The sequence below is a fragment of the Ruegeria sp. BG8 genome (assembly GCF_056538325.1).
The window spans coordinates 108,995-131,183 of record NZ_JBQFSZ010000001.1 but is presented as its reverse complement, the minus strand read 5'-3'; the positions used below and the strand labels follow the sequence as shown (position 1 = coordinate 131,183).

24 protein-coding genes are annotated in these 22,189 nt (G+C 54.8%); 8 read left to right on the top strand and 16 right to left on the bottom strand.

Going from position 1 to position 22,189, the window contains the following annotated elements; all coding sequences use genetic code 11:
- Positions 1–108 precede the first annotated feature (108 nt).
- Positions 109–1,512 carry an aminotransferase-like domain-containing protein gene (locus tag ACR0DG_RS00685; RefSeq protein WP_480693505.1) on the bottom strand — a complete coding sequence of 468 codons (1,404 nt, stop codon included), beginning with the start codon at positions 1,510–1,512 and terminating at the stop codon, positions 109–111.
- A gap of 99 nt (positions 1,513–1,611) precedes the next feature.
- Between ACR0DG_RS00685 and ACR0DG_RS00680 the strand changes: the two genes are divergently transcribed.
- Positions 1,612–1,839 (top strand): DUF1127 domain-containing protein, encoded by a 228-nt coding sequence (locus ACR0DG_RS00680; RefSeq protein WP_480693504.1) that lies wholly within the window; start codon positions 1,612–1,614, stop codon positions 1,837–1,839.
- A 58-nt stretch (positions 1,840–1,897) separates the two neighbouring features.
- Here the strand turns inward: ACR0DG_RS00680 and ACR0DG_RS00675 are convergent, their stop codons facing one another.
- Positions 1,898–2,341, bottom strand: a complete 444-nt coding sequence (locus ACR0DG_RS00675; protein WP_480693502.1) for a PaaI family thioesterase — start codon at positions 2,339–2,341, stop codon at positions 1,898–1,900.
- Positions 2,342–2,398: 57 nt separating this feature from the next.
- Here ACR0DG_RS00675 and ACR0DG_RS00670 point away from each other — a divergent pair, with 57 nt between their 5' ends.
- The 4 genes from ACR0DG_RS00670 (at position 2,399) to gluQRS (ending at position 6,322) form a co-directional block, all read left to right on the top strand.
- Positions 2,399–3,184 carry an enoyl-CoA hydratase gene (locus ACR0DG_RS00670; RefSeq protein WP_480693501.1) on the top strand — a complete coding sequence of 262 codons (786 nt, stop codon included), beginning with the start codon at positions 2,399–2,401 and terminating at the stop codon, positions 3,182–3,184.
- A gap of 252 nt (positions 3,185–3,436) precedes the next feature.
- Positions 3,437–4,777 carry a methylenetetrahydrofolate--tRNA-(uracil(54)-C(5))-methyltransferase (FADH(2)-oxidizing) TrmFO gene (gene trmFO, locus ACR0DG_RS00665; RefSeq protein WP_480693499.1) on the top strand — a complete coding sequence of 447 codons (1,341 nt, stop codon included), beginning with the start codon at positions 3,437–3,439 and terminating at the stop codon, positions 4,775–4,777.
- A 37-nt stretch (positions 4,778–4,814) separates the two neighbouring features.
- A complete protein-coding gene (locus tag ACR0DG_RS00660; protein ID WP_480693497.1) occupies positions 4,815–5,429 on the top strand; it encodes a class I SAM-dependent DNA methyltransferase in 615 nt (204 codons plus the stop codon).
- Positions 5,426–6,322, top strand: a complete 897-nt coding sequence (gene gluQRS / locus ACR0DG_RS00655; RefSeq protein WP_480693495.1) for a tRNA glutamyl-Q(34) synthetase GluQRS — start codon at positions 5,426–5,428, stop codon at positions 6,320–6,322. Before ACR0DG_RS00660 ends, gluQRS begins: the two co-directional genes overlap by 4 nt.
- Here the strand turns inward: gluQRS and hisI are convergent.
- The gene (gene hisI / locus ACR0DG_RS00650) at positions 6,308–6,697 is read right to left on the bottom strand and encodes a phosphoribosyl-AMP cyclohydrolase (protein WP_480693494.1); all 390 of its coding nucleotides are present in this window, start codon (positions 6,695–6,697) and stop codon (positions 6,308–6,310) included. The genes gluQRS and hisI overlap by 15 nt on opposite strands.
- Positions 6,698–6,745: 48 nt before the next feature.
- Between hisI and ACR0DG_RS00645 the strand changes: the two genes are divergently transcribed.
- Complete coding sequence (locus tag ACR0DG_RS00645; protein WP_480693492.1) at positions 6,746–7,198, top strand: iron-sulfur cluster assembly scaffold protein; 453 nt, start codon at positions 6,746–6,748, stop codon at positions 7,196–7,198.
- Positions 7,199–7,256: 58 nt separating this feature from the next.
- Positions 7,257–7,895, top strand: coding sequence for a MarC family protein (locus ACR0DG_RS00640; RefSeq protein ID WP_480693490.1), 639 nt, complete (start codon positions 7,257–7,259; stop codon positions 7,893–7,895).
- Between the two features lie 184 nt (positions 7,896–8,079).
- Here the strand turns inward: ACR0DG_RS00640 and ACR0DG_RS00635 are convergent, their stop codons facing one another.
- From ACR0DG_RS00635 to sciP, 5 genes are all read right to left on the bottom strand, one after another.
- Positions 8,080–8,202: a hypothetical protein gene (locus ACR0DG_RS00635; RefSeq protein ID WP_480693489.1), complete on the bottom strand. Its 123-nt coding sequence runs from the start codon at positions 8,200–8,202 to the stop codon at positions 8,080–8,082.
- Positions 8,203–8,303: 101 nt separating this feature from the next.
- Positions 8,304–10,394, bottom strand: coding sequence for an ATP-dependent DNA helicase RecG (gene recG, locus ACR0DG_RS00630; RefSeq protein WP_480693488.1), 2,091 nt, complete (start codon positions 10,392–10,394; stop codon positions 8,304–8,306).
- Complete coding sequence (ligA, locus tag ACR0DG_RS00625) at positions 10,391–12,517, bottom strand: NAD-dependent DNA ligase LigA (protein ID WP_480693487.1); 2,127 nt, start codon at positions 12,515–12,517, stop codon at positions 10,391–10,393. The genes recG and ligA overlap by 4 nt, the downstream gene beginning before the upstream one ends.
- 124 nt (positions 12,518–12,641) lie before the next feature.
- Positions 12,642–13,358 (bottom strand): response regulator transcription factor CtrA, encoded by a 717-nt coding sequence (gene ctrA / locus ACR0DG_RS00620; protein ID WP_480693485.1) that lies wholly within the window; start codon positions 13,356–13,358, stop codon positions 12,642–12,644.
- An 82-nt stretch (positions 13,359–13,440) separates the two neighbouring features.
- The gene (gene sciP / locus ACR0DG_RS00615) at positions 13,441–13,734 is read right to left on the bottom strand and encodes a CtrA inhibitor SciP (RefSeq protein WP_480693483.1); all 294 of its coding nucleotides are present in this window, start codon (positions 13,732–13,734) and stop codon (positions 13,441–13,443) included.
- A 128-nt stretch (positions 13,735–13,862) separates the two neighbouring features.
- Here sciP and mnmA point away from each other — a divergent pair, with 128 nt between their 5' ends.
- Complete coding sequence (mnmA, locus tag ACR0DG_RS00610; protein ID WP_480693481.1) at positions 13,863–15,008, top strand: tRNA 2-thiouridine(34) synthase MnmA; 1,146 nt, start codon at positions 13,863–13,865, stop codon at positions 15,006–15,008.
- 42 nt (positions 15,009–15,050) lie between these two features.
- Here the strand turns inward: mnmA and ACR0DG_RS00605 are convergent, their stop codons facing one another.
- From ACR0DG_RS00605 to ACR0DG_RS00570, 8 genes are all read right to left on the bottom strand, one after another.
- Positions 15,051–15,626, bottom strand: a complete 576-nt coding sequence (locus tag ACR0DG_RS00605; protein ID WP_480693479.1) for a cadmium resistance transporter — start codon at positions 15,624–15,626, stop codon at positions 15,051–15,053.
- A 3-nt stretch (positions 15,627–15,629) separates the two neighbouring features.
- Positions 15,630–16,784: a lipid-A-disaccharide synthase gene (gene lpxB, locus ACR0DG_RS00600; protein WP_480693477.1), complete on the bottom strand. Its 1,155-nt coding sequence runs from the start codon at positions 16,782–16,784 to the stop codon at positions 15,630–15,632.
- Positions 16,784–17,578 (bottom strand): LpxI family protein, encoded by a 795-nt coding sequence (locus ACR0DG_RS00595; protein WP_480693475.1) that lies wholly within the window; start codon positions 17,576–17,578, stop codon positions 16,784–16,786. The genes lpxB and ACR0DG_RS00595 overlap by 1 nt, the downstream gene beginning before the upstream one ends.
- 4 nt (positions 17,579–17,582) lie before the next feature.
- Positions 17,583–18,368, bottom strand: coding sequence for an acyl-ACP--UDP-N-acetylglucosamine O-acyltransferase (gene lpxA, locus ACR0DG_RS00590; RefSeq protein ID WP_480693473.1), 786 nt, complete (start codon positions 18,366–18,368; stop codon positions 17,583–17,585).
- Positions 18,365–18,838, bottom strand: a complete 474-nt coding sequence (gene fabZ / locus ACR0DG_RS00585) for a 3-hydroxyacyl-ACP dehydratase FabZ (protein WP_480693471.1) — start codon at positions 18,836–18,838, stop codon at positions 18,365–18,367. The genes lpxA and fabZ overlap by 4 nt, the downstream gene beginning before the upstream one ends.
- Before the next feature lie 72 nt (positions 18,839–18,910).
- Positions 18,911–19,495 carry an OmpH/Skp family outer membrane protein gene (locus ACR0DG_RS00580; protein WP_480693469.1) on the bottom strand — a complete coding sequence of 195 codons (585 nt, stop codon included), beginning with the start codon at positions 19,493–19,495 and terminating at the stop codon, positions 18,911–18,913.
- A gap of 7 nt (positions 19,496–19,502) precedes the next feature.
- Positions 19,503–21,767 (bottom strand): outer membrane protein assembly factor BamA, encoded by a 2,265-nt coding sequence (gene bamA / locus ACR0DG_RS00575; RefSeq protein ID WP_480707014.1) that lies wholly within the window; start codon positions 21,765–21,767, stop codon positions 19,503–19,505.
- Between the two features lie 223 nt (positions 21,768–21,990).
- On the bottom strand, positions 21,991–22,119 hold the full coding sequence (locus tag ACR0DG_RS00570; protein WP_480693465.1) for a hypothetical protein: 129 nt from the start codon (positions 22,117–22,119) through the stop codon (positions 21,991–21,993).
- Positions 22,120–22,189: the final 70 nt, after the last annotated feature.

The following is a 22,189-nucleotide window of genomic DNA, read 5'->3' as shown; positions in this document are numbered from 1 at the left end:
TCGATGGAGCGTATTTAGAGGCGTGCGCAGCGCGCGTCAACAACCCTAATGTCTTTTAAATGTATTAAAAACAACAGCTTAAAAAATAGGTATTATTTTACCCCAACTTTATACGCTTATTTGTTCAGGAGGATTGTCCAACAACCTGCGCAGCTTTTGCATCGCATCCTCGAACCGTTCAAGCGACACATGCCCATTCATCGCTATGCGAACCGCATTTGGGGCACGTCCGTCCCGCAAAGCGAACTCATCAGCCGAGCGCAGTTGAATGCCCTCGCGCTCGGCAGCCCGGCTGAACGCAGCGGCGCGCCAGCCCGACGGAAGGTTCAGCCACACAAAGGGTACGTCCGGTGCCCAATTCAGATCAAAGCCACCCAACGCGTTAACTGTCACGCGGACATAATCGCCCATACGCTCGCGCACATCCCGCGCGATCTGGCGCGTTCTGGGGTCGGATAAAATCAACCGCGTCAGCTCGGCCAACGGTTGCGCGAGACCGAAGTACCCGTATTCGGCGGAACGGCGCAGGTCTCCGCTACGTTCGCGAGGGGCGATGGCAAATCCGACACGCAAGGCAGGCGTCAGTGTTTTCGAGATCGACGAGACATGCCATCCCCGTTCCGGTGCCAGGGCACGATAACTGGGTTCGCGCGCGTCCCCTATGCGATAACAATCGTCTTCGATGATTTGCAGATCAAAGCGGCGGGCCACGTCCACCACTTCTTTTCTGCGTTCCAACGGTGTGTGCGCCCCCGTCGGGTTCTGCACCTCGGGTGAGACACAGACCGCCTGGGCGGGCGTTTGACGCAGCACATGCTCCATCGCCTTGGGGTCAATGCCCCACTTGTCCATCTTTACGCCAACAACATCCGCACGCATCAGTTCCCCTGCCCGTCTGAACCCTGCATAAGACAGGTCTTCGACCAGCACGACCGGTTTCGATCCGCGCAGGATTGTTTGGAATACAAGGCACAGTCCGTTCTGGCCTCCGTGTGTCAGAACCACGTCATCGTGAGACACCGCACCCAACGGCAGATTTGACAACCAATCCACCACGGCCTGACGCATCGGTTTGTATGCATCCCGGGTCGGATAATTCAGAAACAGTCCCGGATCAGCTTGTGAGACCTTTTGCAGACACTCCCGGATCAAAGACACCTGCCCCATATCCGCCAGACGCGGACTGAAGAGACTGACATTGGCGTTGTACTTGTCATCGCGCAAATGCAATTGTCGTGCCCAAACATCATCCAGAATGGGCGATTTGGGGGGCGCAACAAATGTACCACGCCCGACCTCGGCCTGTAGCAAACCTTCGTCAGTTAGAATCGTGTAGGCCCGCGCAACTGTCCCCGGTGTGATTTGTAGCCGATACGCCAATTCTCTTACCGGAGGCAGCTTGGTCCCAACCTCCAGTAATTTGTTATCAATGGCTTTTCGGATTGTGTCAGCCACCAATGTGTACTTGGGACCCTTGGATTTTGGCAGCGAGTCCGGCCAAATTGTATCCATTACAATTCTTCCTTTGATTTTGACACAATCCTGAATGTATCAAACACGTGTACCGAACATTTATACTTTGTGTCAATACAATTTGAAAGGATACCCATCATGACACGCCCAATGCACACACCCGCCCTCATGTTGCTGAACGACAGCCCACGGCTGCCGCTGATCGCATCGCTGGCCGTGCGTTTTGCGGCGACAGTCACAAAATGGGAACGCCAGCGACGCAGTCGTGTGAATTTGTCAAAACTGGAAGATCGTTTACTGCGGGATGTCGGGTTGACCCGATATCAGGCCAATCGCGAAGTAAATCGGCCGTTCTGGCACGAATAAGAAATCCCCAGTCCCATTCGGGACCTCTTCCTGGGCCGGGCTTGTCCCGGCCACTTTTTTATCCAAAAGCAGCAGCCGCTGACCCTTCGGGCGGCAATGAGTATGTCATAGTCGCGCGCGCCACGGGCTTGTCCGATCCGTCCGAATACATAAGAACGTCGCCAACCGCGAGCGACTTGCCCAGTTTCAAAAGCCTGCATTGTGCAATCATGTCTCGATCGCCATCCGGTTTGCGCATGAAATCCATCGAACATCCCGTGGTGACCGCAAGGGATTGCCGACCTTTCCGCGCCAGAATGATCGCGTAAACGCAGACATCAGCCAGTCCGAACATCGAGGGGCCAGAAACTGTTCCACCGGGGCGAAGATGCCTGTCTTCGACCACAAGCCGCATCGTTATGGTGTCTTCGCTCAGCTCTTCGACGACAAAGTCGCGATGGACCTGTGGGAACACTTGTTTCAGGTAGTCCGTCAACTCTTGGCGGTTCAACGCTAATGACATACTTCCCCTCCTCGATCTGCCGACCTAGAGTTGGCCCACATCAGATCGGAGGGCAAGATGGGAATTCTGGAACGTAGCGACGCAAACGCGGTCGCCAGGATCAAGATGAACGCGCCGGATCGTCTGAATGCCCTAAGCGATGAAATGCTGGCAGCGTTGCAGGCCGAATTCGATGCTTTGCGCGATGATCCTTCGGTCCGTGCCGTTATCCTTTCCGGCGAAGGCAAAGCGTTTTGTGCGGGCCACGACCTGAAACAGATGACGGCCGGACGACAAAGCGAGGATGGCGGCAAAGCTTATTTCCAAGATTTGTTTGCACGCTGCGCCAAAATGATGCTGTCGATCCAGTCCCTGCCCCAACCTGTCATCGCGCAGGTGCATGGGATCGCGACCGCCGCTGGCTGTCAATTGGTCGCCACATGTGATCTGGCTGTCGCAGCCGAGGGGACAAGGTTCGGCGTAAACGGTGTAAATATTGGCCTGTTCTGTTCTACGCCGATGGTAGCCCTAAGTCGCAACATCCCCCGCAAGCAGGCGTTCGAAATGCTGACGACGGGGGATTTTATTTCGGCCGAGCGCGCGTCTGAACTTGGGTTGGTTAATCGGGTCGTCCCCGAGATGCTGCTGGAACACGAAACACAGGCGCTTGCAGATCAGTTGGCCAAAAAGCTTGGGTCTGCAGTCAAAATTGGCAAACAGGCGTTCTATCAACAGCTGGATATGCCCATCGAACAAGCCTACGCCTATACCGGAGAGGTTATGGCGCAGAACATGCTGCATCGGGATACAGAGGAAGGGATTTCGGCGTTTATCGAAAAACGACCCCCAAATTGGCAGCAATAGCTCAAATGTAATGTGTTTTTTTCGCCACTGTTCGTATTTTGGACTTTCCAAAAGGGCAACACTGTGGCAATGCTGAGACAAGGCTAAGGCCTTGGATACTCTTTTGGGTCGCCGTGGGCGGAAGGTCCCTCCAGCTGGTTTCTCTCACCGGCGTCGACATTCCCGCAGCGGCGACCCCAAAATTCCCTAAAATTCAAAAGAACCAGACGCATTGGTTTGCGTTGCGCTTTCCTGTGCCCTATGTGGCAGCGCATGACACAGAAATTGCATATCGTGGGCGGCGGCATGGCCGGGTCCGAGGCAGCCTGGCAGGCGGCGGAAATGGGTGTGGATGTGGTGATCCACGAAATGAGGCCCCAAGTAGGCACCTTTGCGCACCAAACAGGAAACCTGGCCGAGATGGTATGTTCGAACTCGTTCCGCTCGGACGATGACGAACAAAACGCCGTGGGCTTGTTGCATTGGGAAATGCGCGCAGCCAATGGCTTGATTATGACCACAGCCGATGCCCACCGTTTGCCTGCCGGTGGCGCGCTTGCCGTCGACCGTGATCCTTTTGCGGAATCCGTCACCGCAAAGCTGCGCGCGCACCCACGTGTCGAGATTACGGGCGAAGAGGTTACGACCCTGCCGGAAGAGGGTCACTGGATCATTGCGACCGGGCCGCTGACATCCTCCGCCTTGGGTGAAGCTATTCGCGCTGAAACCGGCGCGGACGCCTTAGCCTTTTTCGATGCCATCGCGCCGATTGTATATGCCGAAAGCATCGACATGAGCCAAGCATGGATGCAGTCGCGCTATGACAAAGGCGAAACCGAAGAGGAACGCACGGCCTATCTGAACTGTCCTATGGATCGTGATCAATACGAAGCGTTTATTGACGCGCTGTTGGCTGCAGACAAGACAGAGTTCCACGAGGGTGAAACCGCAGGCTACTTCGACGGGTGTCTACCGATCGAGGTTATGTCCGAGCGAGGGCGTGAGACCTTGCGCCATGGCCCCATGAAACCTGTTGGGTTAACCAACCCGCATCAGCCAGACGTGAAACCCTATGCCGTGGTTCAGCTGCGGCGGGACAATGCATTGGGAACATTGTTCAATATTGTTGGTTTCCAGACCAAGATGAAATACGGCGCTCAGACCGAAGTGTTCCGCATGATCCCCGGTTTGGAGAATGCCAGTTTCGCCCGTCTTGGGGGCATTCACCGCAATACCTTTATCAACTCCCCTACTCTGCTGGACGCGCAGATGCGCCTGAAGTCGAAGCCAAATATCCGGTTCGCAGGTCAGATCATAGGTGTTGAGGGGTATGTTGAAAGCGCTGCCATGGGCTTGCTTGCTGGGCGTCTGGCAGCCGCGGAAATCTTGGGGCTTACGTTGCCTGAGGTTCCGCAGGACAGTGCGATGGGTGCCCTAATCCACCACATTACCGGCGGTGCAGAAGCCAAAACGTTTCAGCCGATGAACGTGAACTTCGGCCTGTTCCGTCCGGTCGATGGTTTGAAAGGCGGACGTCGTGGCCGAAAAGACCGGTACAAAGCCTATACGGACCGTGCAAAATCCGAGTGGAATAACTGGTTAACGCATTGCTGACTGGACGCAGACAGGGCCAGCGGCTTAACATCGGTGCATGACAGATAAATTTCTCGACGATGTCTACAAGCTGAGCACACCCGAAGCCACCCGCGAACACTTTCGAAAATGGGCCGCCTCTTACGACTCTGAGGTGGGATCTAATGGATACGTCACGCCCACCCGTGTCGCCGATGCACTATGGTCCAAGCTACCGCAGCCTACAAAGCCTATTCTTGATTATGGATGCGGTACCGGATTGTCGGGCGAAGCCCTGAGGGCGGCTGGGTTTCAGGTGATCGACGGGATGGACCCGACCCAGGAAATGCTGGATGGCGCCGCGACCAAAGGGATTTATCGGGACCTGATCCTGTTTGATCTGGAAAACAAAACCCCAGTGAAACAAGGCGCATATGATGTAATTGCAGCGGTCGGTGTGATCGGTGCCGGGGCTGCTCCGCCAGAGGTGTTTGACATGCTGATGCATGCGTTGCCCAAGAGCGGGATTCTGGCTTTCTCGTTTAACGATCATACACTTAAGGATCACTCGTATACGACCCGTCTGAATGATTGGCTTGATATGGGCGCAGCGCGGCTGCTATTTCGGGAATACGGTCCTCACCTGCCGGGTGCGGGACTTAATTCCGACGTCTATATTGTTGAAAAAGCGTGACATTCACCACAAGGTTCGCTCCATCTCCGACCGGTCCGCTGCATCTGGGGCATGCGTATTCCGCCATGCTTGCCAGCGATATGGCAGCGGCCAATAACGGCTCTTTCCTGCTCAGGATCGAAGATATCGACCAGTCACGGTCTCGCCTGAAGTGGGAGGAAGAGATCTACAGTGATCTGGAATGGCTTGGCCTGACTTGGCCGCGCCCCGTGATGCGCCAATCTGAAAGGCTGGCCGCATACGACGAAGCGTTGCAGCGGCTTTGGGCGCAAGAATTGCTGTACCCATGCACTTGCAATCGACGAGATATCGCCGCAGCGATCAGCGCCCCGCAGGAAGGCGCGCCATTACATGGCCCTGACGGATTAATTTACCCCGGCACATGCCGCCACAAGACAGCCCGGATCGGCCCTATGCCGCAGAATATCCCGCTGCGGCTTGATATTGAAGCGGCCATTGACCAAGCGGATCACCTGTTTGGCCAGCATGCCAGAAACAAAGCCGGCTTTACTGAAACAGGAATGGGCCCTGAGGGAGAATCCGGTTGGATTTCCTTCAGTTCCTCGGAGCTTCAGACCACAATAGGTGATGTCGTCCTGTGTAGGCGCGGCATGGGAACGTCCTATCACCTTTCCGTTGTGTTGGATGACGCGCAGCAGGAAATCACTCACGTAGTTCGTGGTCAGGATTTGTTTGAGGCAACGCGCATCCATGTACTGCTGCAAGCGCTGCTCAACCTACCCACGCCCGTTTATAATCATCACAAACTGGTGCGTGACGATGCAGGTAAACGGCTGGCTAAACGGGACGATGCCCGGGCTATAACAAAGTACCGCTTTGACGGGATCAGCGCTCAAGAAATTCGGTCAATGTTGGGTTTAAATCATCGGTGACATGAGCTCGACCTCTTCACCGTCGCGGACAGCGGTGTAGAAACAACTGCGCCGATTGGTGTGGCAGGCAGGACCGGTTTGGCGCACAACCAGCAACAGGCAATCACGGTCACAGTCCACACGCAGATCAACCAGCTCCTGCACATGACCCGAGCTTTCACCCTTCACCCAAAATGCCTGACGCGAACGCGACCAATAGGTCACTCGCTTTGATGTCAGCGTTTTCGAAACGGCCTGTACGTTCATCCATGCCATCATCAGAACTTCGCCAGTGGCCTCATCCTGTGCAATGGCCGGAATTAAGCCTGCGTCATTATACTTTAGTGTTAAGGGGTCGAACGTGACTGTCGCAGACATGCTAAAAACCTTTTGCATCCGGGTGGATGCTCACTATGTATGGGGAACAGTCAACGAGGGAAAGCCATGTCCGGCGAAAACGACCTGATCAAGCTATACTCTGGCCGCATTTTGGCGCTGGCTTCTGATATTCCTCATTTGGAACGGCTTGAGAACCCGGACGCGACGGTGAAAAAACGCTCTCCATTATGTGGATCCACGGTGACCGTAGACGTCAAGGTTGACGACGGTCGAATCTCGGCCTTTGGTCAGGATGTCAAAGCTTGCGCCTTGGGTCAGGCGTCAGCTTCTGTCGTTGGCAGCGCTATTATCGGCGCGACGCGGGCTCAGGTGGAAACCGCGCGGGATCAGCTTTCAGCGATGCTGAAAAAGGATGGCCCTGCCCCGGATGCGCCGTTTGACGGGTTGGAAGTCCTGATGCCCGCACGCGACTACAAAAACCGGCACGCATCCATTCTATTGGCGATGGACGCCACGGCCGAAGCAATGGAACAGGCCGAACAGGCAAATTGCGCCTGAGCGTGGCGTTTTTTCGTGAACCAGTCTAACCTCCTGTGAAATCAGGGGAGTGACCGGTTTGAACAATCTTCTCGAACACTTCGTGACGCTTTGGGTCGTAATAGATCCAATCGGCACAATCCCAGTTTTCATTGCGGTCACGGCAGGCCTCGAGGCCGCAGCCAGACGGAAGATGGCGCTGGTCGCATCGATCATCAGTGCCGGGGTTCTTCTGTTCTTCCTGGTGTTTGGTCAGTTACTGATCGAGGCATTGGATATCGGCCTGAATTCATTTCAGGTGGCCGGTGGAATAATTCTGTTCTTGTTCGCGCTGACCATGATCTTTGGGGAAAGCAAACAGGATCTTGAGCGAAAAGCGGCCAAAGACGATCAAAAGGACAAGCTGCATCAACACAATCCTGCAATCTTTCCTCTGGCTGTGCCTTCGTTGGCGTCACCTGGTGCTATGCTGGCCGTGGTGATCTTGACAGACAACAACCGATATAGCCTGGCGGATCAGGGCATCACGGCGTTGGTCATGATTTCAGTTGTTGCGGTGGCTTTTGTTTTAATGCTCTTGGCAGAGCCGATCATCAGGCTGATCGGTCATTCGGGGGCCGCCATCATCAGCCGCGTCATGGGAATGATATTAGCGTCGGTTGCGGTGAACTCGGTACTGTCGGCGATGCTGGAAATCATGAAAACTGGTCAGTTATAAAAAAACCGCCGCACCTTCCGGGCGAAAGGGCGGCGGCAGTCTATGCGTGTCTCATGTGGGGTCCGGAATACCGCATGAGGCCGAGGCATGGCCCCCTCAAGGGAATTGGGACAGGCAGGTCACCCTTGACTGATATGGGGATGACAGAGCGGCTTGATCGGCATGAGATCGCAGGCAGAAAGGGTCAGAACACTCCGGGTACGTGAAGGGCAACCATCAAAATCACAACCAGAGAAACCGCACCCGCAGCATCCTGCAACAGAGTTGCTTGCGAGCGACTTATAGCGGTCTTGATCTGTGTCAGCATGGGTCACCTCCGGTCAGAGAATTAATCCTTTGTTGACCTTTTGTTCTCATATTTTTCCGACTCGGTAAAGAACTTTATGAGAACATTTGCGAACTTTTTACTTAACCTACTGATATCAAACGTATCGCTTGATCCTGTTTCATAAGCCAAAGCAGTGTGCGAACGGCCTGTCCCCTTGCTGAACTCAGTTTTGGGTCTTTGCTCAACAGTGTTCTCGCGTCGGTTTGTGCGATGGCCATAAGGCTCGCCTGACGCTCGAGATCAGCGATCTTAAATTTGGGCAAACCGGATTGCGCTGTTCCGATCAGATCTCCAGCGCCGCGCATTTGCAGATCGGTTTCCGATATCTTGAAGCCGTCTTCAGTTTCCCTTAGCACTTCCAGCCTTTTGCGCCCGCCTTCACTTAGCGGGGGCTGGTACATCAACAGACAAGTGGAATCCGCGCTGCCCCGCCCCACACGCCCGCGTAACTGATGCAATTGAGCAAGCCCAAAGATTTCTGCACGCTCGATCACCATGATCGAAGCATTGGGTACATTGACCCCAACCTCGATCACAGTCGTTGCGACCAGTACCTTGGTTTGCCCCTCCTGAAAGGCGCTCATTGCTGCGTCCTTATCCGCGGGGGGCATCTGCCCGTGAACCAGACCGACAACACCTTCCCCCAGAACAGCGCGCAGGCGTTTGAAACGCTCTTCGGCCGCGGTCAGGTCGGACACTTCGGATTCGTCGACCAGCGGACAAACCCAATAGCATTGACGGCCCTCGTCAATAGCTCGTCTCAGATGCGCAACGACTTCATCCATGCGTTCGGTGCTAATGACAGCCGTTTTTATCGGTTTCCGCCCCGGAGGTTTCTCGTCCAGAATCGAAACATCCATGTCCCCGTATTGGGCCAACGCAAGGCTGCGAGGTATCGGCGTGGCAGTCATGACCAAAACATCCGCACCCTGCCCTTTTTCGGATAATTCCATGCGCTGACGCACGCCAAAGCGGTGTTGTTCGTCCACGATTGCCAGACGCAGCCCATTAAATTCGACATCACTTTGAAATACCGCATGTGTCCCAACAAGGATGTGAATGTCACCTCGTTTCAGGGCGGCCAGTTTGGCGCGCCGTTCTGCGCCTTTGTCACGGCCAGTCAAAATCTCAAGGACGACGCCTGCGTCTTCGGCCAGTGGGCGTAACCCTTCCAGGTGTTGGCGCGCGAGTATTTCAGTCGGTGCCATCATCACGCCCTGACCACCCGCTTCGACAGCGACCAGCAACGCCATGAAGGCAACCAGAGTTTTACCAGCGCCTACATCCCCTTGCAGCAGCCTGTTCATGCGATGCTGCGACGCCATGTCTTTGGAGATATCGTCTATCGCGCGGGTCTGAGCACCAGTAGGGCTATAAGGAAGGCTAGACAGGACTTTAGCTTGCAATGCACCTGTACCGACGCTGACCAATCCACGGGCCTTGCGTTCCCTCTGTCTTGCCAAGGCCAGTGTCACCTGATGGGCAAACAGCTCATCATACGCCAGTCTTTGACGCGAAATCGCGTGCGCAGATACGTCGTCGGCCCCTTTTGGGTTATGCGCAGATAAAATCGCTTCGTGCCAGCTTGGCCAGCCTTGTTGCAGAACCTGCGTTGGGTCGATCCATTCTTCCAGCGCAGGCGACTTTGACAGAGCACTTCGCGCAGCTTTGAATGCAGTTTTCTGGGTAACCCCTTGGTTCAAATGATAAACCGGCTCAAACTCTGGAATATCTCCTGCATTCTCAACCGGAAGCATATGATCTGGATGAACCATCTGGGCGAGCCCATCAAACAGTTCGAGTTTGCCGGAAATGACACGCCGCGAACCTTCAGGAAGAAGCTTTTTCAGGTAATCACCTCTGGCGTGGAAGAAAACCAGTTGAAAGTCAGATTGCGCGTCTTCGACATGGATCCTATACGCGCCGCCCTTGTTACGTGCTGGACGATGTGCGCCAACCGTGACTTCGACCGTTAGGGTCGTTGGCAAGTCGACGCCCTGTATCGTATCACGTCGACGGCGATCGACGACGGCATAAGGCAGGTTGAACAGGACGTCCCGAGGGGTCTCGATCCCCGTCTGCGCCATGATCTGAGCGATCTTTGGACCGACACCGTCCAACGTCTCAAGTCGCGCAAACAGCGGAAACAAAAGCTCAGGACGTCCGCTCATGCCGTGCCTATCAGGTGCAACCACCCGTCTTCGTCCAAGGTTTCAATCCCAAGTTCAGCGGCTTTTTTGGCCTTTGACCCAGCCCCGGGCCCCGCAACCAAAATATCCGTCTTCTTGCTGACCGACCCCGACACTTTGGCACCCAATGCTTCGGCCCGGGCTTTCGCCTCGGCGCGGGTCATCTTTTCTAGCGTCCCGGTGAAAACAACGGTTTTTCCCGCTACAGGGCTTCCCGATGTATCCGGGCGCTTGGCCTCTTGTACATTGAGTTGATCCACAAGTGCGTCAATCATCTCGCGTTCTGCGTCTTGTGCAAACGCCGAAACCAAGGCGCGCGCCATAACTTCACCGACGCCGTCTATGGCCAGCAAGTCGTCCCATTCTGGCCCTTCGAAGGCGGCGGCAGCGGTTACTGCGCGTTCAAACTCACCCCATTCGCCATAGTGGTTCGCCACGAGGTTCGAGGCCGCTTCGCCCATGTGGCGGATGCCAAGTGCAAACAGAAGTCGGCCGAACGGGATATCGCGCTTCTCGTCGATGGCACTCCACAGATTTCCAGCACTTTGGGCGCCCCATCCTTTACGGTTCGCAAGTTTATTCAGGTTTGCAGCATCTCGGGTCTGGAGGGTAAAAATGTCGACCGGCGTTTTGATCGGCAAGTCGAGGTCTTCGTAGAACATTTCAATCTGTTTGGCCCCGAGCCCCTCGATGTCGAACGCTTTGCGAGATACGAAGTGCTTCAGCTTTTCAACGGCTTGTGCCGGACAAATAATGCCTCCAGTGCATCGACGCACGGCGTCACCTTCCTCGCGTACAGCATCGCTTTGACACTCTGGGCAAGTCACGGGAAACACGAAAGGAATTGCCGATTGAGGACGCTTGGAGGTGTCGACGTCTGCCAGTTTTGGGATGACATCGCCCGCCCGATAAACCTGTACCCAATCGCCAACACGGATATCCTTGCCATCACGGATAGGAACCCCTTTGGCATCCATGCCTGCGATATAGTCTTCGTTGTGCAACGTGGCATTCGACACAACCACCCCTCCAACCGTCACTGGGTGAAGGCGGGCCACCGGGCTAAGCGCACCTGTGCGTCCGACTTGAATGTCGATGGCTTCAAGGCGTGTCCAGGCGAGCTCGGCAGGGAACTTATGCGCGATCGCCCATCGTGGTGTGGTTGACCGAAATCCCAAACGGGCCTGAAGCGATAGATCATCCACTTTGTAGACAACGCCGTCAATATCATAACCCAATGTGGATCGTTGCGCCTCAATCCCACGATAATGCGACAGCAGCTGCTCGGGCGTTTCGCAACGTTCTGTCAGCGGGTTGGTCGAGAATCCCAACGTTTTTAATCTTTCAATCGCGCCAGACTGTGTGTCCGCCAAAGGCTGCGATAGCTCCCCCCAAGCATAGGCAAAAAACTTTAGAGGCCGAGAACGGGTAATAGAGGCATCAAGTTGCCGCAAAGAGCCTGCTGCAGCGTTTCTGGGGTTAGCAAAGGTCTTTTCCCCTGCTGCCGCTTTTCTTGCGTTCAAGGTGTCAAAATCCGCGTGGGACATGTAGACTTCACCGCGAACTTCCAGCACGCCTGGTGCATTTGCAAGCTCTTGTGGGATATCCCCGATCGTTCTTGCGTTCTGGGTTACGTTTTCTCCGACTTCACCGTCGCCTCGGGTGGCGGCCTGAACCAGTTTTCCCATTTCGTATCGGAGAGAGAGCGAAAGCCCATCAATCTTTGGCTCGGCCGTAAACGCCAGCGGAGCTGCTTCGTCCAAACCAAGGTATTTCCGAATGGACTTTGCGAAGTCTTTCACGTCTTCATCTTCGAAGGCATTTCCCAAGGATAGCATGCGAACGGCATGTGTGACCTTTGAAAACCCATCTGACGCCCTCGCCCCCACTTTTTCCGAGGGGCTGTCTGCACGTTTCAGATCCGGAAAACGGCTTTCGATGGCGGAGTTTCTGGCCTTCAGCGCGTCGTATTCTGCGTCCGAGATTTCCGGTGCATCTTCAGCATGGTAGAGGCGATTTGCGCGCGAAAGCTGACTTTCAAGATACGCGAGCTCTTCTCGCGCCTGTTCTTTAGTCAGCTCTGAAACCGGTATTGAATTGCTCATGGCCTCGCCCTGTCACGTATTCTTGGACCTCAGTGATAGGGCGAGGTCATGGTCAGGTCCAGATGTGCTGTTTCGTGAGTGAGGGAGTTACACCGGACCAAAGGAACCAGGAGCAGCCGAAAGTTCAGGCTCCTACGGCGATACGACGCGCATCCACGCTGTTTGCCTGAGGATCGCGCAGCACATAGCCCCTGCCCCAAACAGTTTCGATATAGTTGTCGCCGCCGGTCGCGTTGCTGAGTTTCTTACGCAATTTACAAATAAACACGTCGATGATTTTCAGTTCAGGTTCATCCATGCCACCGTATAGGTGGTTGAGGAACATTTCCTTGGTAAGCGTTGTTCCCTTTCTGAGGCTGAGCAATTCAAGCATCTGGTACTCTTTGCCAGTCAGGTGGACTGTTTTGCCCTCAACCTCGACAGTCTTTGCGTCAAGGTTCACCGCCACACGGCCTGTGTGAATGATCGACTGAGAATGACCTTTGGACCGGCGAATAATGGCGTGGATTCGCGCCACCAGTTCCTCGCGATGAAACGGTTTCGTCATGTAGTCGTCAGCGCCGAAGCCAAAGCCTTTGATCTTGCTTTCGGTATCATCGGCTCCGGAGAGAATCAGAATAGGTGTTTCTACTCGTGCGATACGCAACTGCCGCAGAACCTCATGACCATTCATGTCAGGCAGGTTCAAGTCCAATAGAATAAGGTCGTAGTCGTAGAGTTTGGCGAGGTCTATTCCCTCTTCACCCAAGTCTGTCGCGTAGACGTTGAGGTTTGCGTGCGTCAACATCAATTCGATGCTTTTGGATGTCGTTGGGTCATCCTCGACAAGTAGTATGCGCATTCACTGCTCCAATTCGGTTCAATTTACCAATTCAAATTGAGCCTGCGTAAAAATGGTTAATCTGACGTTACCGTTGAATCGTTTATTCACTTTCATCTTTAGGTTGTCGATATTTTTTTAGCGCCGTTGCCTTCAAAGCATCAGTTCCGTGTTCGGCAACTGCTGAGACCCACGAGTTGAACTCTTCATCGCTGAGGCCGTAACGCTTTTTCGCATCCGATAAGCTGATCAGCCCATAAAGAACGCCGCGGACGACAATGACCTTACGTGATGCCACCCAACGGGTCGTGTCGTCCGGCGGAAGGTCTGCACGCGATAAAACTGTTCCATCCGGCAGAGTTACGGATCTTGGGCCTTCAACTTTGTGCAAATACATCGTTCATACCTTTCCAGTTACCACAAAGCTGACCCGAGCCTACTTAATGTGCGGTGAAACCGCCTCTTGAGAGTGTGTAGAATTTTCCTATATTCTGCCGGTCTTTCTTAACCCGCACTGGAATCGTCATGGCACTCGATACCGAGACACCGCTGAACTCGCTTGGCTTCGCCAAACCGCCCGCTGAGACACGGGTGGTCGTAGCCATGTCCGGAGGTGTGGATAGTTCTGTTGTGGCCGCACATCTGGCCGATCAGGGTTATGATGTTGTGGGCGTTACGCTCCAGCTCTACGATCATGGTGCGGCGTTGGCCAAGAAAGGCGCATGCTGTGCGGGGATCGACATCCACGATGCGCGACGTGTAGCCGAGGAACGCGGCTTTCCTCACTATGTGTTGGACTATGAGAACATCTTTAAGGACGCGGTGATTGACGAATTCGCCGATAGTTATCTGGCGGGCGCGACCCCTGTCCCCTGCATTCGTTGCAATGAGCGGGTAAAGTTCAAGGATCTTTTGGAAACGGCAAAGGACCTCGAGGCCGACTGCATGGCCACCGGACATTACATCCAACGCAAGATGGGCCCCAACGGCCCGGAATTGCATAGCGCTGAAGACGCAAACCGGGATCAATCCTATTTCCTGTTTTCGACAACGCCCGAGCAACTGGACTTCCTGCGCTTTCCGCTGGGTCACCTGCCCTCAAAGGACGCAACGCGTGAGATGGCGGCGCAATATGGGTTGGCAGTCGCTGACAAGCCGGACAGTCAGGATATTTGTTTTGTTCCTAACGGCAACTATGCCAGCGTGATTGAAAAGCTTCGGCCAGGTGCGGCCGAGCCGGGCGAGATCGTCCATGCCGACGGTCGCGTTTTGGCACAGCACAACGGCGTTATTCACTATACAATCGGTCAGCGCCGTGGCCTTGGTATCGGTGGTCTAAGCGAGCCACTTTACGTGGTCAAACTGGACGTCGATAAAAAACAGGTGGTCGTCGGCCCAAAAGATCTTTTGGCGACGCGTACAATTCCTGTGCGTGAAATCAACTGGCTTGGCGATGCTCCGTTCACCTCGCAAAAAGAGTGGCATGTTTCGGTCAAAGTCCGATCAACCCGTCCACCGCGCGAAGCAATCGTAAGACCTCTGTCAGAAACGACAGCCGAAGTTGAACTGCTGACCCCGGAAGAAGGCGTGTCACCCGGCCAGGCCTGTGTGTTTTACGCATCGGAGGGTAGTCGCATCTTTGGTGGAGGATGGATCTGGCGCGGGTATTGAGCGCAGGAACATCTTGGGCAGCGCGCCAAAAAAACGTTGAACTCAAAGAACGTCAGTGGGCGTGTTCACCAGAATGTATAACCCGACCGAGATCATGACGTACGGAGTAAAACGCTCGAGCCTTGCAAAGCGTGGGGCGAGGCTTTGGGCGCGCGGCGCTCCTACCAACGCGATGATTGCCAGTGCTGCAATCGCCAACCCGGCGCCGATCAAAGCAGCTAGGCGGAATGGCGCTGTTGAATCCGCCATTAGCGGCGTCATCGCAGCCAACGTGTCGATGGACAGGCTTAGAAACAAGACAAGAATGGAAGAAGTATCACTGCGGTCCTGAACATCAGCGGTGTGATCTTGATTGTATTGGTGCCAAAGGCCCCGCAGCCCCAAAACCAACGGAATGATACCCAGATAACCGATCCATGTCAGAAAGCCGCTTTGGCTAAGGCCGCTCGCTATGGCCAACGAAGCGAGCAAAACGCAAATCTGAGCTGCGGCAAACCCGGCCACGGCCCGGCGCGCGTTGCTGACCATGACAAAGCCGAAGAGTACGACCAAGTTGTCGAGATTGGTCGAGATCGTCACGATGGATGCGGACAGTGCAAACAGAATTTGTTCCAGCATTGGCTAGGACATTCTTTGCAAAACGGCTCGGGCAGCGCGCAGTCCGGGTGCCTCACCACCACGGCCCAGACGCTCCATCGTAAGATCCATTGCGTGGCGTTGCGCCTGTGGATCCTTGGCGACTGCACCCAAGGCTGCAGCAATGCGCTCGGGCTGGCAATCATCCAACAGGCATTCGGGGACTGTACGGGTCTCAGAAACAAGGTTTACCAAGGTGACCGTATCTAGCTTGACCATCCGCTCAGCCATTTTCTGGGTCAGCCAGCTTAGCCGGTATGCGATCACCATTGGCGTCGCTTGCGCGGCCAGTTCAAGGGAAACAGTACCCGATGCCGCCAGAGCCAAATCAGCGGCCGCAAAAGCGGCGCGTTTAACGCGCGCGGCCTCGTCTGATTTCAAAGCGCGAGTGTCTACTATGACTGGCGATCCCGGCCAAGCCTTACAGTGTTCTGAAACGGCGTCGACCATATGAGCCACCGTTGGCACAACGACCCGTGTATTCGGATGATCGTTTATGTACAAACGCAAAGCATCGCCGAAGACAGTCGCCAGCCTGTCGACTTCTCCGCGGCGGGATCCGGGTAATGCCAGCACAATCGGTGCATCACCCAGACCATACGTCTGACGAAAGGCGCGAATGTCCTCGTCGGCAGCTGCGGGTTCGCTGGCGACGGGATGGCCGACAAAATCGCACTCCATCCCTGCCCGCTCCATATAGGGTGGCTCGAACGGCAATAGCGCCAAAACATGGTCAATCACCTTGGCCATTTTGTCCGCCCGTCCCGGTCGCCAGGCCCATACGCTGGGGGCCACGTAGTGAACTGTCCGGATGTCGCTTTGGGCTTTGACCAGCTTTGCAACGCGTAGCGAAAAATCAGGGCTGTCAATTGTGATCAGGACATCGGGCTTGGTTTCGAGAACGGCCTGCGCTGTCTCGGATATTCGACGTTTAAGATGGAAGAATTTCGGCAGAACCTCGACCAAACCCATGACTGACAACTCCGCCATCGGAAAGCGACTGACCAGTCCCTGTGCCTGCATCAGCGGCCCCCCGACGCCATCAAAGATCACGTCAGGATGAAGTTCTTGCAAACCCTGCATTAAAGCGCCGCCCAAACGGTCGCCCGATGGTTCACCAGCGACCAGAAAGACACGCATCAATTCGTCCGCTCGCGTACGTAAAGGAAGATACCTAGACGGTTGCATTCCTCGATGACGCGGTCTTTTTGCAGAACAAATACACCGCCCTTTTCGACGACAATGCCTGACAATCCTGCGGCCACTACGCTGGCGGGCGTGTCCGGCCCAATCGCTGGCAAATCCGCACGGCGGTCTTGTCCGGGCTTGGGTCCTTTGAACAAAATACCGCCACCGGCGTCGGGCCTTTGAGTCAACGATTGCAGCATCCATGCCGTTCCATAAATGCTTTCCACCGCCAGCGCCTGACCCTTTGATACCGCGCAAGCTTGCCCGATATCTGCGGCCCCCATACCAATCAAAATGCCGGCGGCACGGTCCGCGTCTGACAGGTCGCTTTCGGAGGGTTGCGCCTCGGTCAGGCACCCGAGCGGCGGCAATAAGCCGGGCGCGATCTCGTGAGCGGCACGCATCGTCAGGCCCGCGTCCTTGAATATCCCCATAACTGCACGCAAGGCACCGTCGTCACCTGACGTCATCGCTTTTTGAATAATGGGCACCAGCGGCATAGTTGCGGCATCAATACGCGTCGGGTCGACCGCAGGACGCCGAACGGCACCTGCCAAACAAAGGTCTGTAATGCCCCGAGCCTGAAGCTCTGCGATGAATGAACCAAGATGTTCCAACGGAAATACAATATCGGCGACAACCGAGTCAGGTTCGAAACCTTCCATAGCACAGATCAGCGGTCGCTCCTGCAATTGCGCGACCACTTCACCGGGCAGAACACCTGTTCCAGCAATCAAGGCCAGCATCGGATCACTTCCTAGGGGTAAGGAATGAGCGGTCCGATTGACCTGTCACGAAATCCACGATTCGTTGGACATAGTCGCTCTCGTTGTCGGCACCGACCCTTTGCGCGCGCTCCATAAAGGTTCCCTCACCAGTCGAGAGTTCCTTGAAGGCAGCCCGCAGGGCCGAGATATCCTCGCGTGATACCCCGCGCCGTTTGAGGCCGACAAGGTTCAAACCATCAAGTTCCCCGCGCGGTGCCTGGACAAGGCCGTAGGGAATGACATCATTTGGAACCATGGTCAGCGCCCCGATAATTGCGCCCCGGCCAACACGTACCCATTGGTGCAATCCCGATATACCGCCGACAATAACATCATCTTCGATAATGCAGTGGCCAGCAGCACCAGCATGGTTCACCATGATCACCCGGTTCCCGATCTGTACGTCATGGGCGACATGCACACCGGCCATAAACAAGCAATCATTGCCGATCCGCGTGACACCACCGCCACCCTTGGTTCCGGTGTTTATCGTTACATGTTCGCGAATACGGTTGCGTTTGCCGATTTCCAGCTTGGTGTCTTCACCGCCAAACTTAAGATCCTGCGGGATTTCACCGATGACCGAGAAATTGAAGATGATTGTTTCTTCGCCGACAGAGGTTTCACCCGTGACGACCACATGTGATTTTAACTCGACCCGGTCCGCCAGTTTTACTTTGCTACCAACATAACAGAACGGTCCGATGACGCAGTCTTGACCAATCTGCGCGCCATCTTCGACAATTGCGCTTGGATGGATGCCGCTCATGTTGTTTTTTCCATGTCCCAATCGACATAGGCAGAAAATTCGGCTTCCGCGGCAACTTCACCATCAACGGTCGCGCGACCACTGAACTTGAAGATCTTGCCGCCCTTTTTGCCGCGCACGGTTTCGACATGCATTTCCAATACGTCGCCGGGAACGACCTTGCGGCGGAATTTGCACTTGTCGATATTCATGAAATAGATGAGCAGCTCGCTGTCGATCACATCCATTCCCACGCCCAGCATGACACCCGCAGTCTGCGCCATGGCCTCAACGATTGTGACGCCCGGCATAATCGGGGTCCCGGGGAAGTGCCCTTGGAAGTGGGGTTCGTTCATGGTGACGTTTTTAATGCCGACGGCAGAATGATACCCGGAAATATCCACGACTTTGTCGACCAGCAGAAACGGGTAACGATGCGGCAATATCCGCTGGATCAGCTGAATGTCTGCGCTTTTGGTTTCCGTGGTCATCTTGTCTTTGTCCTGCTATGGATTTCTCATTGAGGCGTGGTTAGCAACACCGCGCCCCAAGGGCAAGCAAACCTATTGTTCGGTTCTGTTTTCCAGGGCGCTTCCGTCCCCGATCCTTTCGTTGATCCGTGCGATGGCGGTGTCGGTCACATCCGTTCGGTCCGAGCTTAGAAAGACGCTGGACCGTTCAATGATAACCGTAGCACTCGACTCGCGCAGAAGATCAATTAACACCGGCTGGATCGTCTCGAAGAAAAGCTGCTGTGCTTCTTCGTTGCGACGCGCCAAAGCGTCCAGTTTGGCCCGCTGTCCATCTCGTTGAGATTGCACTTTTTGATCGAAGGCCTCTGCCAATGGCCGAAATTCTTCGGGGGACAATTGCGCGCGCTGTTCGGTCAGTTCTTTTTCTTCTTTACTAAGCTCGGCCACGATCCGTTCGTTTTCTTCCGATAGCAATGCGCCTTCGGCTTCAATCTCACCCAAGACCCTCCGACCGAAAGCCGAGTCTGCGTAAAGCCTCTCACTGGAGATCGTCAGCACTGATGTTTGCGGGATGCCCAGTTGTTGCGCCTGAGCGGGCACGGCAAAAAGGGCAACCAGAAAAACATACAGGGCCCACAAAGGGCCCTGTAGACTGGACTTTAGAAAGCCGCCCATGAATGGCTCAGAACCGGGCCTGAATAGTCAGGTCAAAGTTCTGCTCTTGGTCAAAGTCTTCTTTCACCAAAGCCTTGGAGAAGTTGAAGCGCAGCGGCCCGAAAGGCGTATCCCAAAGAACTGAGACACCGATCACATGGCGGATCGAGCCATCCTCACCCACGATATCAGCGCCCGCAGTGTTTACGTCATCGAGGTTGTAGAGGTTGCCAACGTCATAGAAGAGACCACCGCGGAGCCCAAGTTCCTCTGGCAGGCCCAAGGGGAAGTCCGCTTCAAAGCGAGCCACCCAGAAATAGTTGCCGCCGATCGCATCATCCTGTCCGTTTGACAAGTCGCGAGGTCCGATCCCCGAAGGTTCAAACCCACGGAATGTGTTGGGTCCCAATACAAAGCGGTCAATCGTCCTGCTAAAGTCGTCACCGGTCCAACGCAGCGCGCCAAGTTCCAGCGACGCACGCAGAACAACTTCTTCGTTCAGAACGCGCTGCTGGGCAATGGCACGAGCAGTGGTTCGGTAGAATTCATTGTCCCCACCCAGTCCTGCTGCATCAACACCGACTTCGAAGAGAACACCTGCATTTGGGTTCAGGCCACCCAAACGGCTGTCGTAAACATAGGAAACACCCAGTGAGCTGGCAGTCCGCTCACCTTGAGCGATTTCAGAAGCAATTACGGCTCCGTTGACCTCACCGCTTTGTTGAGTCATTTCGCTCTCTTCCCAGTTGTAGCGTAGGCGCAAGGAAGAAAGCTCACCAATGGCATAGCTGAGTTGCGGGTTAAAGAAGAGGCGTTCAGTGTCGAAACTTGCAAAGCTTGAGTTGGTGGTTGCTAGTCCCAAACCTAAGTCAAAGCGCAATCTGCGCCCCAGCAGAAACGGCTCGGTAAAGTTAAGAGTGTATTGTTCCGCATCCTGCGCGGTCGATAGGTTCAGGCCGATAGTTTGACCACGTCCCAAAAAGTTGGATTCGCTCAAGCCGACTGCGATCCCGAAGCCGTCCGAGACCGAGAAACTACCGCCAAGGCTCAAAGAACCTGTCGGCTGTTCTTCTACGTCGACATCCACGATAACTTGGCTGGGGCTCGATCCTTCGCGCGGCTCTACATCCGCAGACGCAAAGAACCCAAGGGCGCGGATACGTTCTGCAGCCTGCCGGATTTCACGCGGGTTGAAGGGATCACCCTCAACAGTGTCAAACTGACGTCGGATGACACGGTCCAATGTCGTTGTGTTGCCCTCAATATCAATCCGCTCAACAAAAATGCGAGGGCCTCTGGTCAGAACAAACTCGACGTCTAGCGTTAGATCGCGTGCGTTCCGGGTAACGCGTGGCTCCACCCGCAGGAAATCCACGCCCTGTTTGATCCCCAGACGTTCCTGGCGCGCGATGGAATTCTCGACCAAGGACGGGGTATATGTGACACCGGGCTTAATTTTCAAAGCTGCTTGATACTCTGCAGCGTTCACACCGGGGATCTCGCTGACGGTTGTGATATTACCAAACGAGAACTTCTGCCCTTCTGTGATGTTCATCACCAGGAAGAACGCGTCACGCTCTTGCGTGAACTCCACATTGGTGCTGTTGACGCGGAAGTCTACATAACCGCGCGACAGGTAGAAATCACGGATAACCTGTTTGTCGAATTCAATCCGGTCGGCGATGAACGTGTCACCCCGAAAGAAGGTCCGAAGTACGTTTGCCTGTTTGGTTTCAAGAACACGGCGCAGTCGACGGTCTGAAAACGCGCGGTTTCCAACAAAACTGACGCGCTCGATTTCGATGGTCGTTCCTTCGGCAACTTCAAAGACCAAGTCGACGCGGTTATCGCTCCGGCGGATGATCCGCGGGATAACCGTCGCAGACACACGACCCTGCGCTGAATATATCTGCGCGATCAGATCTGCGTCGGCTTCCGCGACTTGCGGAGTAAACACGCGGCGCGGCTGAGACGAGATAGCTTCGATCAGGACATCGTCTTTGACGCGTCTGTTTCCTTCGATGCTAATCTGATTGATCGTTGGGTATTCCTGGACCTCAATCAGCAAGGTGCTGCCCTGAGGTGTCAGTTCGACTGTTTCAAAAAGACCACTGTCAAGCAAACGCTGAAAGGCGTCATTCAATTCGCCAGCGGAAACGGTCTGCCCCGGTTGGATACCTGTTTGCGAAATAATCGTCGCAGTTTCGATCCTCTGGTTTCCGTCAACATCGAACGAGTTGATGGTAAAATTCTGCGCCTGTGCTGCTTGCGGTGCAGCAATAAAACCAACCATAAACACAAAAGAAACTGCGGATAGCGCGCGCCACAAAATGTTGTTTGCTCGCTTCTGCCCCCCGCAGGATGTGCCTGCGCCTCGCCTATCAGTCATATTTTTCTCTACCCAAAATATTAGGACTTTAATGGTGAGTAGCGAGATTAATTTACCTTGTCAAAAGGCCAAAAAAGGAAAGCGGCCGAGTGGGCCGCTTACTGACGTTTTTATTTGCCGCCGAGAATCACATGGTCAGCAAAAAGGCGCATCCCAACATGGCCAGAGCGGTGGCCCCGAAAAACAGAATCGAGTCCCAATTCAGCACAAATAAGAAGCTGAAGCTTTTGTACGACTTTTTCAGCGCTCGTGTCATAGCAACCTCTAGGGCGTTATAAGTTCAAGACGAAGATAACGTCCAAATGAGGCAGGATTTGGGCTACAAC

Excerpts from the sequence above, each read along its gene's own strand:
- trmFO (WP_480693499.1), top strand. The coding sequence starts at position 3,437 with ATGACACAGAAATTGCATATCGTGGGCGGCGGCATGGCCGGGTCCGAG.
- fabZ (WP_480693471.1), bottom strand. The coding sequence starts at position 18,838 with ATGACCACGGAAACCAAAAGCGCAGACATTCAGCTGATCCAGCGGATA.
- ligA (WP_480693487.1), bottom strand. The coding sequence starts at position 12,517 with ATGAGCAATTCAATACCGGTTTCAGAGCTGACTAAAGAACAGGCGCGA.
- ACR0DG_RS00685 (WP_480693505.1), bottom strand. The coding sequence starts at position 1,512 with ATGGATACAATTTGGCCGGACTCGCTGCCAAAATCCAAGGGTCCCAAG.
- lpxA (WP_480693473.1), bottom strand. The coding sequence starts at position 18,368 with ATGAGCGGCATCCATCCAAGCGCAATTGTCGAAGATGGCGCGCAGATT.
- ACR0DG_RS00570 (WP_480693465.1), bottom strand. The coding sequence starts at position 22,119 with ATGACACGAGCGCTGAAAAAGTCGTACAAAAGCTTCAGCTTCTTATTT.
- ACR0DG_RS00635 (WP_480693489.1), bottom strand. The coding sequence starts at position 8,202 with ATGCTGACACAGATCAAGACCGCTATAAGTCGCTCGCAAGCAACTCTG.
- ACR0DG_RS00670 (WP_480693501.1), top strand. The coding sequence starts at position 2,399 with ATGGGAATTCTGGAACGTAGCGACGCAAACGCGGTCGCCAGGATCAAG.
- ACR0DG_RS00680 (WP_480693504.1), top strand. The coding sequence starts at position 1,612 with ATGACACGCCCAATGCACACACCCGCCCTCATGTTGCTGAACGACAGC.
- ctrA (WP_480693485.1), bottom strand. The coding sequence starts at position 13,358 with ATGCGCATACTACTTGTCGAGGATGACCCAACGACATCCAAAAGCATC.
- ACR0DG_RS00595 (WP_480693475.1), bottom strand. The coding sequence starts at position 17,578 with ATGCTGGCCTTGATTGCTGGAACAGGTGTTCTGCCCGGTGAAGTGGTC.
- ACR0DG_RS00580 (WP_480693469.1), bottom strand. The coding sequence starts at position 19,495 with ATGGGCGGCTTTCTAAAGTCCAGTCTACAGGGCCCTTTGTGGGCCCTG.
- hisI (WP_480693494.1), bottom strand. The coding sequence starts at position 6,697 with ATGCAAAAGGTTTTTAGCATGTCTGCGACAGTCACGTTCGACCCCTTA.
- ACR0DG_RS00660 (WP_480693497.1), top strand. The coding sequence starts at position 4,815 with ATGACAGATAAATTTCTCGACGATGTCTACAAGCTGAGCACACCCGAA.
- mnmA (WP_480693481.1), top strand. The coding sequence starts at position 13,863 with ATGGCACTCGATACCGAGACACCGCTGAACTCGCTTGGCTTCGCCAAA.
- ACR0DG_RS00675 (WP_480693502.1), bottom strand. The coding sequence starts at position 2,341 with ATGTCATTAGCGTTGAACCGCCAAGAGTTGACGGACTACCTGAAACAA.
- sciP (WP_480693483.1), bottom strand. The coding sequence starts at position 13,734 with ATGTATTTGCACAAAGTTGAAGGCCCAAGATCCGTAACTCTGCCGGAT.
- recG (WP_480693488.1), bottom strand. The coding sequence starts at position 10,394 with ATGAGCGGACGTCCTGAGCTTTTGTTTCCGCTGTTTGCGCGACTTGAG.
- ACR0DG_RS00645 (WP_480693492.1), top strand. The coding sequence starts at position 6,746 with ATGTCCGGCGAAAACGACCTGATCAAGCTATACTCTGGCCGCATTTTG.
- lpxB (WP_480693477.1), bottom strand. The coding sequence starts at position 16,784 with ATGCGTGTCTTTCTGGTCGCTGGTGAACCATCGGGCGACCGTTTGGGC.
- bamA (WP_480707014.1), bottom strand. The coding sequence starts at position 21,767 with ATGGTTGGTTTTATTGCTGCACCGCAAGCAGCACAGGCGCAGAATTTT.
- ACR0DG_RS00605 (WP_480693479.1), bottom strand. The coding sequence starts at position 15,626 with ATGCTGGAACAAATTCTGTTTGCACTGTCCGCATCCATCGTGACGATC.